Raw genomic sequence first — 16,771 nt, 5'->3', positions numbered from 1 at the left:
GAACGTAAGCGGAGATGCCGATGGCGCGACGGACGGTTGTCCATCGCGCCACCAGAAGGGGTGAATGCACGTAACTTTCCCGACCCGGGTGCGTTCGGTCGCGCTACGGTGCGGCTCGGTCACATACGGCTACGCCGCCGCCGCTTCCGCCTCCTCGCGCCGGGCCGCGCGGCGGACGGCGGCCAGGGCGGGGTCGAGGGACGGGACGGCGGCGAGCAGCTGCCGGGTGTACGGGTCCTTCGGCGCGCCGTACACCACGTCCACCTCGCCCTCCTCCACGATCCGGCCCCGGCGCATGACGGCGACCCGGTCGCTGACCTGCCGCACCACGGCGAGGTCGTGCGCGACGAAGACCAGCGCGAGGCCGAGCTCTCGCTGCAACTCGGCGAGCAGTGCGGTGACTTGGGCCTGGGTGGTGACGTCCAGGGCCGATACGGGCTCGTCGCAGACGATGAGCTTCGGCTCGGCGGCCAACGCCCGTGCGATGCCCACGCGTTGGCGCTGTCCGCCGCTGAACTCGTGCGGGTAGCTGTCGTAGCGGTCCGGGTCGAGCCCTACGCGCGTGAGGAGTTCGGCGACGCGGGCCCGTATGCGGGTGTCGTCGCGCTCGCCCGCCGCGCGGAGCGGGTCGGCCACGGATTCGCCGATGGAGCGGCGGGGGTTGAGGGAGGAGACGGGGTCCTGGAACACCATCTGGACGTCGCCGGTGCGGGTGACGCGGCCCTCGCTGGGTTCGAGGAGGCCGACCAGCATGCGGCCCAGGGTCGTCTTGCCGCTGCCGCTCTCGCCCACGATGCCGAGGGTCTCACCCCGGCGCACCCGCAGGTCGACGCCGTCGACTGCGGTGAACGCGGACCGGCCCCGCCCGAAGCGTTTGCCGAGCCCGACGGCTTCGATCACGACGTCCTCGCCTGCGGCGGACCGGATCCCCGCCCCGTCCCTTCCCGAAATCCTCCGGGGGGACGGGACGGCCGCGGACCGCGGTTGGCCGGTCGCGCGGTTCCCCGCGCCGCCGGCGGCACCGGGCTCGGTGGCATCGCTCGTTGAGCCCGGCGCGGTGGGGGAAAGCCTCGGCACCGCCGACAGCAGCGCCTTCGTGTACGGCTCTCGCGGCGACGCGAGGACCGGGCCCACCGGACCCCGCTCCACCTCCCGCCCCGCCCGCATCACCAGGACCTCGTCCACGCTCTCCGCCGCGACCCCCACGTCGTGGGTGACCAGGAGCAGCCCGAGACCGGTGTCGCGCCGCAGATCGTGCAGCAGATCGAGGATCTGCGCCTGGACGGTCACGTCGAGCGCCGTCGTCGGCTCGTCCGCGATCAGCAGGCGCGGTTCGCACGCCAGGGCCATCGCGATGAGCGCCCGCTGCCGCATGCCGCCGCTGAACTCGTGCGGGCGGGAGCGGGACTTGCGCGCGGCGTCCGGAATGCCGACCCGGTCGAGGACCGTGACCGCCCGCGCCCGGGCGGCCCGCCGCGAGCCGCCCCTGTGGACCCGGTACACCTCGGCGATCTGGTCGCCGATCGTGTAGTAGGGGTCGAGCGAGGACAGCGGGTCCTGGAACACCATCGCCGCCACTCCGCCCCGCAGGGAGCGGAGTTCGGCGTCGGACGCGGCCACCACGTCGACCCCGCCCACCCGGATCGTGCCCGAGACCCGCGCCCCGGTACCCCGGTGCAGTCCGAGCAGCGCGTACGCCGACGCGCTCTTGCCGGAGCCGGACTCACCGACCACGCCGAGCGCGGCGCCGGGCTCCAGCGTGAAGGAGAGGCCGTCGACGGCCCGGACATCGCCGAAGGAGATGTGCAGGTCGGCGACCTCCACCAGCGGCGCCCCAGCAGGAACCGGCGTCATGACAGCACCACCCGTCGATCGGCCGTCGCGTACAGGACGTCCGCCACGGCATTGGCAAGCACCACGAAGAATCCGGTGGTCAGGACCACGCCGACCACCACCGGCAGGTCGACCGTGCGCACCGACTCCACGAGCTGGCGGCCGATGCCGGGGATGCCGAAGAGCGTCTCGGTGAGCACCGCGCTGCCGAACATCGTGCCCGCGTCGAGCGCGCTGAGCGCGATGACGGGGGCGACCGCGCCGCGCAGTGCGTGGCGTCCGACGATGGCCCGCTCGGTGAGCCCGTACGCCCGGAACGTCCGCACATGGTCCTCGGCGAGCGTCTCCAGCATCGAACTCCGGGTCAGGCGCGCGTACTTGGCCGATTCGATCAGGGCCAAGGAGAACCAGGGCAGCAGCAGACCCCAGAACCACTGTTCCGGGTTGTCCGTGAACGGCACGTACTGCGGGAACGGCAGCCACTGGAGCGTGGAGCAGAGGATGATGATCAGCAGCAGGCCGATGACGAACACCGGTGTCGACGTGCCGGCCAGGGTCAGCCAGGTGAGCAGCCGCTCCACGGCTCCCCCGCGCTTCCACGCGGAGAGCACCCCGGTGCCGACGCCGATGAGCAGCCACAGCGCGAACGCGCCGATCACGAGCGAGCCGGTGACCGGGAGCTTGCCGAGGATGAGATCGGTGACCTGCTCGTCGGTGCGGTAGGACTGACCGAGGCAGGGTGCGGAGCAGTGCACCACTCCGGTTCCGGAGGAGAAGTCGCGTCCGGCGAAGATGCCCTGGATGAAGTGGCCGTACTGGAGGTACAGCGGGTCGCCGAGTCCCAACTTGTCGTGGACCAGGGCGACTTGCTGCGGTGAGCAGCGCTCGCCGCAGACGATCTGGGCGACGTTGCCGGGGGCCACGTAGAAGACCGCGTACACGACGACGGAGAGCGCGAGGAGCACGAACACGGCTCCGGCGATCCGCCGCAGCAGAAAGCCCGTGAAGCCGTTCAACTTACCTTCTCCTCAGGGGACTTGACGGGATCGATGGCGTGGACGGATGCGGCGGGTTCGGCGGCCTTGTCCTGCTTGCTCGTGCCCACCCGCAGGCGGGACGCCGCCCTCGGGTCGAGCGCGGTGCGGACGCCCTCGCCGATCACGGTCAGGGAGAGGACCGTGATGAACAGGAGCCCGGCCGGCAGGAGCAGATAGGTGGGCGCCGCCTGGTACCAGGTGTTGGCGTCGGTGAGCATCTGGCCCCACGACGGGGTGGGCGGTTTGATGCCGACGCCGAGGAAGGACAGCGCCGCCTCGGCCACCACATTGCTGGGCACGAGCAGGACCGCGTAGGTGATCACGGGCGCGGCGAGCGCAGGAAGCAGCTCGCGGCGGGCGATCGCCCAGGTGCTCCAGCCGCTGAGCCGGGCCGCCGAGACGTGGTCCAGGGTCTTGAGCGACAGGGCGCCGGCCCGCACGATCTTCGAGGTGCCGAACCAGCCGAGCCCGGCGATGATCAGCGTGATCAGGACCGGCCGCGGGATGGAGGCGGGGGCAACGGCGAGCAGGCCGAGCGTGATGACGAGCATGGGCAGGGCGGCCGCGACATCGGTGACGCGGCTGACGATCTGGTCGGCCCAGCGCCCGCCGAGCGCGGCGAACAGGCCGAGCCCGACGCCGAGCGCGACCTGGATGAGGGTGGCCACGAAGGCGACCCCGAGCGAGACCCGGGCGCCGTAGACGATGCGGGCGAACAGGTCGCGTCCGGTCTGCGGCTCGACACCGAGCCAGTGGTCGCCGCTGATCCCGCCGAACGAGCCGATGGGCACGCCGCCGCTGGCCGAGTCGACGAGCGCGGGGTGGTAGGCGTTGGGGTCCTGGCCTTCGAGCGCGGTGAGCAGCGGGGCCGTGAGCGCGACCAGGACGAGCAGGGCGAAGACGGCCGCCGCGGCGGTGACCGCGCGCTGGGCGCGCAGCCGCCGCCAGAACAGGCGACCGCCGGGGGCGGGCGCGTCGACGCCCGCCCCGGTGGTCAACAGGGCTTCGGACATGGCTACTTGACCGCGACCTGCGAGATGTCGAGCACGCCGGTCCAGTCGCTGATGACGACGTTCTTGACGTCCTTGCCGACGAGCCGCTTGTAGACGGGGTGGAACAGCGGCACGACCAGGGCCTGGTCGCCGATCTTCTTGTCGAGCGCGCCCCAGCGCGGGGCGGCGGCGGCCAGGTCCGTCAGCTTGTTGATCTCGTCGATCTCGTTGTTGACGGAGGGGTCGTTCAGGAAGCCGGTGTTGAAGTTGGCGCCGTCCTGGACGATCTGGCGGCCGTCGAAGATCGGCGCGAGGAACGGGCCGCCCGAGGGCCAGTCGGCGCCCCAGCCGCGCAGGAAGAAGCCGGGCTCCTTCTTCACGCTGGCGACGGTGTCGTTGTAGTCGTTGCCTTCGAGACCCTGGAGCTTGACGGTGATGCCCGCCTTCTTCAGGGCGTCCTGGAGGGCGGTGGCGACCTCGGGCCCCCTGGGGCCGCCCTTGGCGTTGGAGTGGGTGAGCGTGACGGTCAGGCCGTCGGCGTAGCCCGCCTCCTTGAGGAGCTCCCTGGCCTTGTCGGCGTTGCCGGACGCGCCCGCCGGGAACGGGTCGTACGGGGTGTAGCCGAAGGCCTTCTGGTTCGGCAGGAAGGTCGTGGCGGGCTCGGCGAGCGAGGAGCCGCCCACGGCGTTGACGGCCGAGGAGCGGTCGACGGCGTAGGCGATGGCCTGGCGGACCTTGGGGTTGTCGAACGGCTTCACGTTCGGGTTGAACGCGATGTAGTTGGTGTAGCCGAAGTGCCCGGTGCCGACCCGCGCGGCGAGCTGCTTGTCGCTGCTGACCTTGGCCAGCTCGGCCGGCCCCAGGTTGGTGTCGGTGGTGACGGCGGCGGCGTCCGGGCCCTGGGAGGCGGAGAGCCGCTGGTTGATGACGGCCTGGTCGAGCCCGGAGCGCACGTCGATGGTGTCCGGGTAGGCCTTGCGCTCGGGGTCGGTCGCCTCGGACCAGTTGGGGTTGCGCTCCAGGACGAGGTGCTCGCCGTCGTTCTCGTTCTTGACGACCTTGTACGGGCCCGAGGAGACGGGGTGCTCCTCGTACTTGGTGCCGTTGTCCTTGGCCTTGGGAACGGGCGCGAACTGCGTCTGGGTGGCCAGGAAGGGGAACTCGCCCTCGGGCTTGTTCAGGTGGAACACGATGGTCTTCGCGTCCGGCGTCTCGATCGAGTCGAGGCCCTTGCCGCCGTCCTTGTAGGGGCCCGTGTACTTGGCGCCGCCGACCAGCCAGTCCCTCAAGTACGGTGCGCCGCCGGAGAGTTCGGCCGCGAAGGAGCGCTCGATGCCGTACTTGATGTCGGCGGTGGTGATCGGGCTGCCGTCCTCGTACGTGAGGCCGTCCTTGAGCGTGTACGTCCACACGGTGGCGTCCGCGTTGGGCCGGCCCGTGTCGGTGGCGAGGTCCGGCACCACCTTCGTGCCCTCGGCGCCGCTCGCGCGCTTGCGGGTGGTCAGGGTGCGGAAGACGAGCGAGGGCAGGTTGCCGCCGCCGGAGGTGTAGAGCCTGGCCGGGTCGAAGTCGGTCTGCGCCTCGTTGTCGAGGACGCTGAGCGTGCCGCCCTTCTGGGGCGTGCCGGACGCCGCGGACCCCGCGCTCTTGGCGCCGCTGTCCTCGGGGCCGCAGGCGACGGCACCTACGGCGAGAACCACGGCTATCGCGGCCGCTCTTGCGACATTCCCTGACGAAATGGACGTGTGACGCATCGGAAGGAGACCTCTCGGTGACTGCGGGGCAGGGCGACGGAAACGGGCGCCCGCAGCACCGGAAGGGAAAAGGGGTGGCTGCGCCCGTGTGCGGAGACCGTGCGGAAGCACGGAAATGCCCGGGCGCAAAAAAGGAAAAGGGAAAAGTCGAACGCGCTCGGGACGGCGTCAGCTACAGAGAATGTCGGCCACGCTGTGCCCGGTCACGCCGATGAGCGCCAGCTCGATGGCGGCGCGTTCGGGGGTGGCGTGGCGGTGCGACATGTCGAGAAATATGAACGAACCGCCGTTCACTGTCAATCGAGAACGAGACGGTCGTCCCACATGCTGGGACACGTCGCACCGGTGCGGCTCAACTCTTCGGATACACCCAGGGGTTGGGCAGACACGCGATCCCGTCGATGTTCAGGGACTTGGTCTGCTGCTGCATCACCGGCGCGAGCGCGCCGGGCGTGCGGCAGCTCACATGGTTGTGCCCGAGCCGGTGGCCGACCTCGTGGTTGATGAGCATCTGGCGATAGGTGAACATCGCCTTGCCCCAGCCGTACGTCACCGAGCCCTGCGCCCAGCGGAACGCGTTGATCATCACGCGGTCGGTGGCGGCCGAGTCGCAGGACACGTTGTCCTCGGTGGTGTCCAGGCCCGACTTGGCACACCAGACCCCGGTGGTCCCGGGGCTCGCCAGGGTGATCACGAAGTCCGGCTTGCCCGAGGAGATCCGCTCGAACGTCATGTCTCCGCCGTGCGCCCAGCTGCGGTCGTCATTCAGGGTCTTCTGCACGGCCTCGGCGAACAGCGCGCCGTCGAGTCCGAGGCCCTGCTCGATGTCCACCTGGTAGCGGTACTTGTGGCCCTTGCCCGGCGCCGCGTCCGACCCGGGCACGGTGTCGAACCTGCCGGACGCCTTGAACTTGGGGTCCATCGGGTACTGCTGGGCCATCTTCTGGTCGTACGTCAGGACCGCGGGCGCGATCTGCGGGGTGGAGCGGCCGCTGCCCCGGGAGGCCGAGCCGTCGTCCTCGCGCCCCTTCTCGTCCGCGGACCGGCCGGCCGCGTCGTGCTTGTCCCCGGCCGAGGTCACCTGCCCGGCGACGACGACCGCGAGCACGGTGGTCACGGCGGCGGCCGCGATCCCGGTGAAGGTCCGCCCCTTGGACACCTTGGAGCCCTTGGGCGCCTTCGGCTTCGCCTCGGGCGCGGGTGCGGGCGGCTCCTCGCGCAGCTGCGCCGGGACGCCGATGGTGCGCTGCTTCCCGGTCTCGCCGGTGCCTGTCCCGGTGCCGGCACCCGTGCCGGTGCGGGGGCCGGACTCGGGGCCCGGCCCGTCGAAGGCCTCGATGGAGGAGCGGCGCGGGCCGGGAATGCGCGGGCCCCCGGTGTTGAGCGGGGTGCCGAGGTGGGCCGGGCGCGGCTTGCCGTGCCAGTCGCCGTAGCGCGGCTTGGCCGCGTTCGTGGGCCCGTCCTCGTCGTGCTGGGGATGTCCGCCGCGCACCCGCGGGGTGCCGAAGGCGGGCGTGCCGGCGCCGTGCCGCTCCTCGGGGCCTTCGTCCGGCGCCTGCCGTCTGCGCCGGCCGCCGCCGGAGGCGACGGCCTGCTCGGCCTCGGGGGCCGGTGGCGCCTGGGATATCGGCGCCGCTTCGCCGGATTCCCTGGGTCGGCTGTGTCGTCCCACGCCCCGGATCAGCTCCTGTTTCCTCGGTCGGCGCCGCGGTGGCCGCAGCCGGCGCTCTCGTCGATCAGTTCCCGTACGGCCTGTGCGACCGTCTCGGGGTACTCCATCATCGCCACGTGCCCGGCATCGGGCAGGGTAAGCAGCCGCGAATCCCGGAAGGCGGCCGCCGCCCGGCGGGCCATCCGGAAGGAGACGAGCTGGTCGCGCGCCCCGTACACGAGCAGCGTCGGCGCGAGCACCCGCTCCGCCTGCCGCCACAGCCCGTGCTGGCCGCCCAGCGTGTACGCGTCCACGATGCCACGGGCCGAGCGGGCCATCGCGTCCCAGAAGTAAGGGAGTTGAAGGCGCCGCTCCATCTCGTGCACGGCGGCCTCGAAGCCCTCGGGGCTGACCCGGCCGGGATCCCCGTAACAGAGGGCCATCACTCCCCGGGTGCGGTCCACGGCGTTCCAGTCCTTGGTCAGCCGCGCGAACAGGGTGGCCACGCCCGGCAGCGCGACGAGCGCGGTGGGCCAGGCGCTGCGCTGGACGCGGAGCTCGGGCAGCGCCGGCGAGACCAGCGTGAGCGTGCGCACCAGGTCGGGGCGGACGGCCGCGACCCGGGTGGCGACCGCGCCGCCCAGCGAGTTGCCGATGAGGTGGACCGGGCCGCGGTCCGAGGAGTCGAGGAGGCGGATCACGGCGCGGGCGTGGCCGGTGACCGAGTAGTTGCCGTCGTCCGGCGGCGGGGAGTCCCCGAAGCCGGGCAGGTCCAGCGCCTCGCCCTCCAGACGGTCGGCGAGCAGCGGCATCAGGGCCGACCAGTTCTGCGAGGAGCCGCCGAGCCCGTGGACGTACAGCGCGGGTTCGAGACCGGGGCGGGCGTCGCCGGGCCGGGACCGGACGGTCAGGCTGAGGCCGGGCAGGCTCACGGAACGCAGTTCCTCGCCCTCCGCGACCCCGACCGCGCCCACGCGTGGTGCCAGCGAGGCGGCGGCGAGGGTTTCCGGCAGCTCGGTCGAAGACATGCGGCAATGTTACGAGACGATCACACCGTGGTTCATGTGTTCGCCGTCACAGGCCGTATAGCGGCTGACGCCGGGAACTCCTAGGCTCTTAGGGAAGCCCCCGAATCACTCGTAGTGGACGAAAAGGGAGCAGTCATGTCCGTCGATCCCAGCGATCCGGAAACCTTCCAGGAAGAAGAGGGCGGCACGGCCGAGCTGTCCGGGGAGACCCCCGAGGCGGACGCGGCCGAGCAGCACACGGACGTACGGCAGGACCGCGACGACCCGCTGAGCGGCGTCGATCCCGGTGCGGCCAACGAGGCGGACATCGCCGAACAGGCGCGCGTGGTCGCCCTGGACGAGGACGACTACCGATGATTTGTTCGGTTTACCTCGGGTATCTCCGGCTGTCCAGCACGTCCGGTCCGTGAAATTCTGCGTTCGCACCGCGCACAGCCGGGTTACCCAAAAGTACGATGGCGGCGCGCGTACATCGCGCACCAGATCAACTTTGGGAGGCGGCGTGACAGCCATCGAGCAGACCGAGGCGGCGCGCCCGCGAGGCACGCGCCTGCCGCGCCGGGCCCGCCGCAATCAGCTCCTGGGCGCGGCCCAGGAGGTATTCGTCGCGCAGGGTTACCACGCGGCCGCCATGGACGACATCGCGGAACGCGCGGGCGTCTCGAAGCCGGTGCTCTACCAGCACTTCCCCGGCAAGCTCGACCTCTACCTGGCCCTCCTGGACCAGCACTGCGAGTCGCTGCTGCACGCGGTACGCACCGCGCTCGCTTCGACGACGGACAACAAGCTCCGGGTCGCGGCGACGATGGACGCCTACTTCGCGTACGTCGAGGACGAGGGCGGCGCCTTCCGGCTCGTCTTCGAGTCCGACCTGACCAACGAGCCGGCCGTGCGCGAGCGCGTGGACCGGGTCAGCCTCCAGTGCGCCGAGGCGATCTCGGACGTCATCGCCGAGGACACCGGCCTGTCCAAGGACGAGTCGATGCTGCTCGCCGTGGGTCTGGGCGGAGTCTCCCAGGTGGTGGCCCGCTACTGGCTCTCCAGCGAGTCGACCATCCCCCGCGACAAGGCGGTGGCGCTGCTCACCTCGCTGGCCTGGCGGGGCATCGCCGGCTTCCCGCTGCACGGCACCGAGGGGCACTGAGCGGCCTTCGACCGGATCATTCCCGGATCCTGTTCGCTCCTGGCGTTCGACGACCGGCCATTTCCGGTCGTCTCCCCGGGCTAATGTGTGCAGCGTACGGCGCGGCTGACCGCGCACCGCACGAGGTCGGAGGGACTTAGCCGTGGAGGTCAAGATCGGCGTGCAGCACGCGCCCCGGGAGATCGTTCTGGAGAGCGGGCAGTCCGCCGAACAGGTCGAGAGCGCGGTATCCGACGCCCTCGCCGGCAAGGCGCAGCTGCTCAGCCTCACGGACGACAAGGGCCGCAAGGTCCTGGTGCCGGCCGACAAGATCGCATACGTGGAAATCGGCGAACCCTCGGTCCGCCGCGTGGGCTTCGGCGCCCTGTAGTACACGGCACGCAACGGAAGGGGGCCACCGGTTCGCACCGGTGGCCCCCTTCCGCATGCCCGGCCGTATGTGCTCGGTCCACATGCCCGTTCCGCGGGTCCCGGGCGGCCGCCCGCCTTGCTTCCTCCCGGTGAGGGGAGGGTTGCGTTCCGCGAGCCTCGGGTAGGACGGCTTGTGACCGATTCCGCCCTGGCCGCACCCCTGGGAGGCGACGTACATGCTGCTGGAAGCCCTTGGCTCCGTACTGCTGGGATTCGCCCTCGCGTGGGCTGCCGTGGCCCGGCTGTCCCACCGGCTGCCCGACCGCCGCACGGTGCTCGGCGTCGGCCCGCTCGCCGGGCTCTTCGGCGCCTTCCTGACCCACTCCGCGATCGGCCCCGGCCACGGGGTGATCACCCTGCTCGGCGCCACGTTCGTCGCGTCCGTCACGCTCTCGCTGCTGCTGCGGCCGACGCGCCGCCTGCGCCGGTGGGCGGCGTAGGCGGCGCTCCCGCCGGCTTCCTGAGCGGGCGTCAGCCGTGCGCGGCCGTCGTCCGCTAGGCGGCCAGGCCCAGCGCGGCCATCCGCTTGGTGTGGGCCTTGGTGATCCGGGTGAACATCTCGCCGACCGCCGCGAGGTCGAAGCCCGCGGCCACCCCGTCCACACCGCCGACCAGCATCGTGGAGAGCGCGTCGCGCTCGGCGACCACGCGCTGGGCCTGCGAGAGGGCCTCGCCCATCAGCCGGCGGGCCCACAGCGCGAGCCGGCCGCCGACGCGCGGGTCCGCCTCGATCGCGGCCCGCACCTTCTCCACGGCGAAGTTGCCGTGTCCGGTGTCGTCGAGGACCGACAGGACCAGGGAGCGGGTGTCGGAGTCGAGGTGGTTGGCGACCTCGCGGTAGAAGTCGCTGGCGATCGAGTCGCCGACGTACGCCTTGACCAGGCCCTCCAGCCAGTCAGACGGGGCGGTCTGCTGGTGGAAGTCGTCCAGCGCCTTGGCGAACGGCTCCATCGCGGCCGTCGGCTCGGAGTCGATGTGGGCGAGCCGGTCCCGCAGCCGTTCGAAGTGGAGGAACTCCGCGGAGGCCATCTTCGCCAGCTCCGCCTTGTCCGCCAGGGTCGGCGCGAGCTTCGCGTCGTCGGCGAGCCGCTCGAAGGCCGCCAGCTCGCCGTAGGCGAGGGCGCCGAGGAGGTCCACGACCGCGGCACGGTACTGGGGAAGCGCGGAGGCCGTCTCCCAGTCCTGGGCGGCGATCCCGGTGCGCTCGGGCTCCGGGGTGATTTCTTCGGCTGCAGTGGCGTTGTCAGACGTCTCCATAAGCCGCACAATAGCCCGCCCGGGGCAGGCTGTAAGGGCCTGCTTGCTCACACCCGTACCACCGGTCCCGCGAATTCTCCCAACACACATGCGCGAATCCGGGGTACAGTGGTAATGCGCCCGGCGAGTATTTCGACGGGCCGCACGAATGAGGATGCCCGGTCGGTTGCTCCGGTCGGCTCCGACCCGACAGCCCTCCGCAGGGTACGTATCAGTACGTGCCACCGAAGAGGGATCCCTCAGCGGCACGAGCGCTTGAGCGACGGCAGTGGTCCCGCGCCACCCGGCAACCCGATCGAATCTGATCCCCCGCCGGATGAAATGGGCACGGTAAGACCCGCCGCGTTCGCCTCCGTACCGCGTCTCACAGAAGAGGCAGCACCCTGACTACGTTCCGAGAGCTCGGGATCCTCCCCGAGACCGCCGAAGCCCTTGAAGCCGTCGGCATCGTGTCCCCGTTCCCCATCCAGGAGCTGACGCTCCCCGTCGCCCTCTCCGGCACGGACATCATCGGCCAGGCCAAGACCGGCACCGGCAAGACGCTCGGCTTCGGTCTGCCGATCCTGGAGCGCGTGACCGTCCCCGCCGACGTCGAGGCCGGCCGGGCCACGGCGGACCGGCTGACCAACACTCCGCAGGCCCTCGTCGTCGTCCCGACGCGCGAGCTGTGCCAGCAGGTGACCAACGACCTCCTCACCGCGGGCAAGGTCCGCAACGTGCGCGTGCTCGCCATCTACGGCGGCCGGGCGTACGAGCCCCAGGTCGAGGCGCTCAAGAAGGGCGTCGACGTGATCGTCGGCACCCCGGGCCGCCTGCTCGACCTCGCCGGACAGAAGAAGCTCGACCTGTCGCACGTCAAGACGCTGGTGCTCGACGAGGCCGACGAGATGCTCGACCTGGGCTTCCTGCCCGACGTCGAGAAGATCATCCAGCTGCTTCCGGCGAAGCGCCAGACGATGCTGTTCTCGGCGACCATGCCGGGCGCCGTCATCGGCCTCGCCCGCCGCTACATGTCGCAGCCCACGCACATCCGCGCCACGTCGCCGGACGACGAGGGCACGACGGTCGCCAACACCGCGCAGTACGTCTACCGCGCCCACTCCATGGACAAGCCGGAGATGGTCGCGCGCATCCTTCAGGCCGAGGGCCGCGGACTCGCGATGATCTTCTGCCGTACGAAGCGGACCGCCGCGGACATCGCCGAGCAGCTCGCCAAGCGCGGCTTCGCCTCCGGCGCGGTCCACGGCGACCTCGGCCAGGGCGCCCGCGAGCAGGCGCTGCGCGCCTTCCGTAACGGCAAGGTGGACGTGCTGGTCTGCACCGACGTCGCCGCCCGCGGCATCGACGTAGAGGGCGTCACGCACGTCATCAACTACCAGTCGCCGGAGGAGGAGAAGACCTACCTCCACCGCATCGGCCGCACCGGCCGCGCGGGCAAGAAGGGCATCGCGATCACGCTGGTCGACTGGGACGACATCCCGCGCTGGCAGCTGATCAACAAGGCGCTCGACCTGAAGTTCCCGGACCCGGTCGAGACGTACTCCACCTCCCCGCACCTCTTCGAGGAGCTGAAGATCCCGGCCGGCACGAAGGGTGTGCTGCCCCGTGGCGAGCGCACCCGCGCCGGCCTCGCGGCCGAAGCGGTCGAGGACCTGGGCGAGACCGGTGGTCGCGGGCGCAAGTCCGCCGCCGCGGCTCCCGTCGTCACCGAGGAGCGTCCGCCGCGTACGCGTACGCCGCGTCAGCGTCGCCGCACCCGCGGCGGCACGCAGCTGGACGGCAACGAGGTCACCGCGCCTCCCATCGCGACCCCGGTGGCCGAGGCCACCGAAACCGAGTCCGTGACCGAGCAGCGCACGCCGCGCCGTCGCCGCCGGACCCGCCCGGGTGCGCCGCCGACCGCGCCGCAGGCCGCGGCCCCGGTGATCGAGGCCGCGCCGATGGCCGTCGCCGTTGCCGAGGCACCCGTCAGGACCGAGCCCGTCCGCAAGGCCGAGCCGACCGTCAAGGCGCAGGCCGTCCGCAAGGCCGAGCCGCGCAGGCGTTCCGCGCCGGTCGCGGCCCCGCCCGTCGTCGAGCCGGTCGAGGCCAAGGCCGCGCGTCGCCGCCGGGTGCGCAAGGCCGCCGAGCCCGAGGTCGGCTTCGTGACCCCCGAGTCGGCCGCGCTGGAGCTGGCCCGGGCCGCGAAGGCCCGCACCAACGCCGCGATGTCCGAGGTCGCGGAGGCTCCGGCCGCCGCGGTCGCCGCGACGGAAGCCCCGGTCAAGCCGAGGCGTACGCGGACGAAGAAGGCCGCCGAGCCCGTCGTCGAGGCGGCGCCGGTCGAGGCCGCCCCGGTCGTGGAGGCCGAGGCTCCCGTCAAGCCCCGTCGTACCCGTGCGAAGAAGGCCGTCGCGAGCGCGCCCGAGGCGGTCGTGGAGACGGCTGTCGAGGCCGAGGCCCCGGCGAAGCCGCGTCGGACCCGCAAGAAGGCCGCCGAAGCCGTCGTCGAGACGGCCGAGGCGCCCGCGATCGAGGCCCCCGAGGCTCCGGCCGCCGAGGCTCCGGCCAAGCCGCGCCGCACCCGCGCCAAGAAGGCCGTGGAGGCCGTGGAGGCCGCCCCCGAGGTGGCCGAGGCTCCGGCGAAGCCGCGTCGGACCCGGGCCAAGAAGGTCGCCGAGGCCGCGCCGGCCGTCGAGGCCGTCGAGGTCGAGGCCCCGGCGAAGCCCCGGCGCACGCGCAAGAAGGCCGCCGAAGCCGTCGTCGAGACGGCCGAGGCCCCCGCGGCCGAGGCTCCGGCCAAGCCGCGTCGCACCCGTGCGAAGAAGGCCGCGGTCGCGCCCGAGGCGTGATCCGCACCGCCTGAAACGGCCCGGTCCCCTGCGGGGGTACCGGGCCGTTCGCGTTCCCGCGCCGGGCTCCCGCGGGGCCGCCGGATACGCTCTACTCATGAGTAAGCCCCGCTCCCTCGACCTGCCCGCCCGTACGCGTGCGTACCGGCTCGACACCCCGCGCCAGGAGTTCGCGGTGCTCGACTCGCGGCCGGAGGGGCCGGTGCGGGGCACCGTGCTCCTGGTGCCGGGGTACACCGGGAGCAAGGAGGACTTCCTCGCGCTCCTCGACCCGCTGGCGGACGCCGGGTACCGGGCGGTGGCCGTCGACGGGCGCGGGCAGTTCGAGAGCCCGGGGCCGCGGCGCAGCTCCGGGTACAGCCCGCGCACCCTCGGCACGGACGTGCTCGCGCAGGCCGAGGCCCTCGGTGACGGGCCCGTGCACCTCGTGGGGCACTCCTTCGGCGGCTTCGTGGCCCGCTCGGCGGCCCGCCTCGACCCGTCGGCCTTCCGCTCACTGACGCTGCTGTCGTCCGGCCCTGGGCGGGTCGGCCCCGATCAGCGCACGAAGCTCCGGATGCTCCGGGCGGCACTGCCGGTGCTGCCTCCGTCGTGGGTGTGGGCGGTGACGCAGTGGCTGGACGGCCGCGATCCGGCGTACGTCGCCGACCCGCCCGAGATCGTGTCCTTCCTCGAACGCCGCTGGTTCGGCACGCAGCGGGCCCAACTCATCGCCACCGGGCGTCAGTTGAGGACCGAGCCGGACCGCACGGAGGGGCTGGCGGGGTTGCCGCTGCCGCTGCACGTGGCATACGGCGAGCGGGAAATGGTGTGGACGGTCGGGGAGTTGGCGCACATGGCGCGCAGCGTGGGGGCTCGGCACACCGTGATCGCCGGGGCCGACCACTCCCCCAACGTCTCCCACCCGGGCGAACTGGCCACCGCCCTCGCGGAGTTCTGGGCGACCTGAGCGTCGCACCCTGCGGGTGGCGGGGGTTGAGCACGGCCCTGGCGACCCGAGCGTCGGGTGCCTTGCGGTGGCGGGCATTGAGCGCCGCGCCGGCGACCTCGGCGTCGGGCGGCCTACGGGTGGCGGCCGCTGAACGCGTTCCGGACGCGCCCGGATGGCCCGCCTTCATCCGCGGAGCGTGCGGGCTGATCGCGCGGTTCCCCGTGGACCGTGCGGGGCTCGTCGCACACTTCCCCGCGCCCCTCAGGCGGCTACGCAATCCGGTACCGAGCAACACCAGCCCTGCCAGGGGCGCGGGGAACCGCGCGACCAGCCACCGGCGTCGCGCGGACGAACGACAAGCCGCCATCCCCAGGGGCGCGGACGGCAGGCCCCGCATCCGGAGGCGGCGGGGCCGCACGGCCCGGGGCGGGCAGGGGGTCAGTACTGGGACTGGAGGTGGTGCCAGAACCCGTCCCGGAGGGAGCGGCGCAGGTCCGCGTGGCCCCGCAGCGAGTACTGGAGGAGGCGTTCCGCCTCGATGAGGAGGTCCTGGTCCACCGGGCCGGGCAGGTAGGGGTGGCCGGGCAGGAGGTCGGCGAGGGCGGCCCGCCCCCGCTCCGAGAGCCACGTCGCGGCGATCCGCGCCCCCACGAACCGGACGTCCTCGCGGCTCGGTGCCGGCCCGTCCTGCTCGTACAGCGTGACCGGCCGCCGCGTCACGTACGGCTTGCAGAAGTCGAGGTCGAACGTGCGCTGGCTGTCGACCTCCCACAGCAGCGGCTCCGCCTGGTTGCGGCCCTCCGCCGCCTCGATGCCCCAGAGATGGACCCGCGCCCCGTACCCCTGCGCGGCCTCGACCGCCGAGACGAGGTCCTCGTCGCCGCCGATCAGGGCCGCGTCGCTGATCGCGCGGTGGCGGGCCAGCGACTCCAGGTCGGAGCGGATCAGCGAGTCGACGCCCTTTTGCTGATTGTTCGCGTTGAGGTTGCCGAGCCTGACCTTGACGTCCGGCAGCTCGGCGATCGACTGCTGCTCGGGGGTGTGGATGCGCCGGCGCGCGCCGTCGTACCAGTACACGCGGAGCAGCCGGCTGTCCGCGAAGATCGTGCGCGCCTTGTCGATGAAGGCCTCGATCAGCCCCTCGGCGTCGAGGTCGAAGGAGCGCCGGTCCTCGGTGCCGGTGACGAGGAGGCCGCCGGCCGCGTAGACGTACCCCGCGTCGACGAAGATCGCGTGTGTGGAGGGCGTCTTCGCGACCTCCGCGAGCATGCGCTGGAGCAGCTCGTTGGTGGCGTCCAGCTTGCGGTCGAGCTGGGCGACGAGGTCATGGGGCACCTGGGCCGGCTGAGGTTCCTGGGTTTCGTCCATACGCTTTCCATTGTCGACTTCGTAACGCAGCGGGCACAACCGGGCACGTGTGGTTGTTTTCTCCCGTCAATCCTTAGCGATCCGAAAAATTTCCTTAGCGTAGGGAATGTTTGCTGGAGGCAACCCGTTGATCCCTACGGAACGCGTTGCACAGTGGCCACGCAATCCACTCTTAACGGGCGGGCAACCGCCCCGACGCCTCGCGGGAGCAGGCTGTGACAGCAGCCCCCCGCACCAGTAGTTCTCCTAGCAGGAGGATCAGACGAAGGGAGAAGCCATGCGCTTCGAAATCATGCGCCTGGACGACGTCGACGGTACCGCCGTTGACAGCACCGTCGTGGACGCCGCCTCCGTCAACCGGATCGTGCAGCAGGCCGCCGCAATGGGTCAGCGCATCTACATCCGCCCGACCGAATCCGCAGCCTCGTAACGCGTAAGAGGCAGTGCCCCCGCGAGCCGTGAACGGCCGCGGGTGCCGTATGTAGAGGCGCCCCCGTACAGACGAGTACGGGGGCGCTTTGGCATGCGGTGGGG

16 protein-coding genes are annotated in these 16,771 nt (G+C 71.9%); 7 read left to right on the top strand and 9 right to left on the bottom strand.

Translation table 11 applies throughout. The features are described 5' to 3' along the window. Nucleotides 1–129: 129 nt before the first annotated feature. The 7 genes from ACFYNP_RS18525 to ACFYNP_RS18495 form a co-directional block, all read right to left on the bottom strand. Nucleotides 130–1,854 carry a dipeptide ABC transporter ATP-binding protein gene (locus ACFYNP_RS18525; protein ID WP_388786452.1) on the bottom strand — a complete coding sequence of 575 codons (1,725 nt, stop codon included), beginning with the start codon at nucleotides 1,852–1,854 and terminating at the stop codon, nucleotides 130–132. Continuing rightward, on the bottom strand, nucleotides 1,851–2,849 hold the full coding sequence (locus ACFYNP_RS18520) for an ABC transporter permease (protein WP_388786450.1): 999 nt from the start codon (nucleotides 2,847–2,849) through the stop codon (nucleotides 1,851–1,853). The genes ACFYNP_RS18525 and ACFYNP_RS18520 overlap by 4 nt, the downstream gene beginning before the upstream one ends. Next, on the bottom strand, nucleotides 2,846–3,883 hold the full coding sequence (locus ACFYNP_RS18515; RefSeq protein WP_388786449.1) for an ABC transporter permease: 1,038 nt from the start codon (nucleotides 3,881–3,883) through the stop codon (nucleotides 2,846–2,848). The genes ACFYNP_RS18520 and ACFYNP_RS18515 overlap by 4 nt, the downstream gene beginning before the upstream one ends. Nucleotides 3,884–3,885: 2 nt before the next feature. Further along, the gene (locus ACFYNP_RS18510) at nucleotides 3,886–5,616 is read right to left on the bottom strand and encodes an ABC transporter substrate-binding protein (RefSeq protein ID WP_388786448.1); all 1,731 of its coding nucleotides are present in this window, start codon (nucleotides 5,614–5,616) and stop codon (nucleotides 3,886–3,888) included. 168 nt (nucleotides 5,617–5,784) lie between these two features. Then, nucleotides 5,785–5,880: an Ms4533A family Cys-rich leader peptide gene (locus ACFYNP_RS18505; protein ID WP_317617795.1), complete on the bottom strand. Its 96-nt coding sequence runs from the start codon at nucleotides 5,878–5,880 to the stop codon at nucleotides 5,785–5,787. 88 nt (nucleotides 5,881–5,968) lie between these two features. Next, a complete protein-coding gene (locus tag ACFYNP_RS18500; RefSeq protein WP_388786446.1) occupies nucleotides 5,969–7,288 on the bottom strand; it encodes a DUF3152 domain-containing protein in 1,320 nt (439 codons plus the stop codon). An 8-nt stretch (nucleotides 7,289–7,296) separates the two neighbouring features. Beyond that, nucleotides 7,297–8,295: an alpha/beta fold hydrolase gene (locus tag ACFYNP_RS18495; RefSeq protein ID WP_388786445.1), complete on the bottom strand. Its 999-nt coding sequence runs from the start codon at nucleotides 8,293–8,295 to the stop codon at nucleotides 7,297–7,299. Nucleotides 8,296–8,430: 135 nt separating this feature from the next. Here ACFYNP_RS18495 and ACFYNP_RS18490 point away from each other — a divergent pair, with 135 nt between their 5' ends. The 4 genes from ACFYNP_RS18490 (at nucleotide 8,431) to ACFYNP_RS18475 (ending at nucleotide 10,290) form a co-directional block, all read left to right on the top strand. Then, entirely contained in the window at nucleotides 8,431–8,652 is a 222-nt protein-coding gene (locus tag ACFYNP_RS18490) for a hypothetical protein (protein WP_388406506.1), read from the top strand. Between the two features lie 145 nt (nucleotides 8,653–8,797). Beyond that, entirely contained in the window at nucleotides 8,798–9,439 is a 642-nt protein-coding gene (locus ACFYNP_RS18485; RefSeq protein ID WP_388406503.1) for a TetR/AcrR family transcriptional regulator, read from the top strand. Between the two features lie 142 nt (nucleotides 9,440–9,581). After that, a complete protein-coding gene (locus tag ACFYNP_RS18480; protein ID WP_100574953.1) occupies nucleotides 9,582–9,809 on the top strand; it encodes a DUF3107 domain-containing protein in 228 nt (75 codons plus the stop codon). A gap of 217 nt (nucleotides 9,810–10,026) precedes the next feature. After that, entirely contained in the window at nucleotides 10,027–10,290 is a 264-nt protein-coding gene (locus ACFYNP_RS18475; protein WP_100575091.1) for a hypothetical protein, read from the top strand. Between the two features lie 55 nt (nucleotides 10,291–10,345). Here ACFYNP_RS18475 and ACFYNP_RS18470 read toward each other — a convergent pair whose 3' ends face one another. Further along, on the bottom strand, nucleotides 10,346–11,107 hold the full coding sequence (locus ACFYNP_RS18470) for a ferritin-like fold-containing protein (RefSeq protein ID WP_167157155.1): 762 nt from the start codon (nucleotides 11,105–11,107) through the stop codon (nucleotides 10,346–10,348). Between the two features lie 383 nt (nucleotides 11,108–11,490). Here ACFYNP_RS18470 and ACFYNP_RS18465 point away from each other — a divergent pair, with 383 nt between their 5' ends. Both ACFYNP_RS18465 and ACFYNP_RS18460 read left to right on the top strand, forming a co-directional pair. Further along, nucleotides 11,491–13,938: a DEAD/DEAH box helicase gene (locus ACFYNP_RS18465; protein ID WP_388786629.1), complete on the top strand. Its 2,448-nt coding sequence runs from the start codon at nucleotides 11,491–11,493 to the stop codon at nucleotides 13,936–13,938. A gap of 97 nt (nucleotides 13,939–14,035) precedes the next feature. Further along, nucleotides 14,036–14,887, top strand: coding sequence for an alpha/beta fold hydrolase (locus ACFYNP_RS18460; protein ID WP_388786443.1), 852 nt, complete (start codon nucleotides 14,036–14,038; stop codon nucleotides 14,885–14,887). Nucleotides 14,888–15,307: 420 nt separating this feature from the next. On the opposite strand, the gene ACFYNP_RS18455 is transcribed toward ACFYNP_RS18460, so the two are convergent. After that, nucleotides 15,308–16,237, bottom strand: coding sequence for an NYN domain-containing protein (locus tag ACFYNP_RS18455; RefSeq protein ID WP_388406496.1), 930 nt, complete (start codon nucleotides 16,235–16,237; stop codon nucleotides 15,308–15,310). Nucleotides 16,238–16,514: 277 nt separating this feature from the next. On the opposite strand from ACFYNP_RS18455, the gene ACFYNP_RS18450 reads away from it, so the two are divergent. Continuing rightward, entirely contained in the window at nucleotides 16,515–16,667 is a 153-nt protein-coding gene (locus ACFYNP_RS18450; protein WP_167157160.1) for a hypothetical protein, read from the top strand. Nucleotides 16,668–16,771: the final 104 nt, after the last annotated feature.

Source organism: Streptomyces sp. NPDC006691 (assembly GCF_042869955.1).
GTDB lineage: Bacteria > Actinomycetota > Actinomycetes > Streptomycetales > Streptomycetaceae > Streptomyces.
The sequence above is the reverse complement of the archived record's forward strand: the minus strand, read 5'-3'. Positions and strand labels throughout refer to the sequence as shown.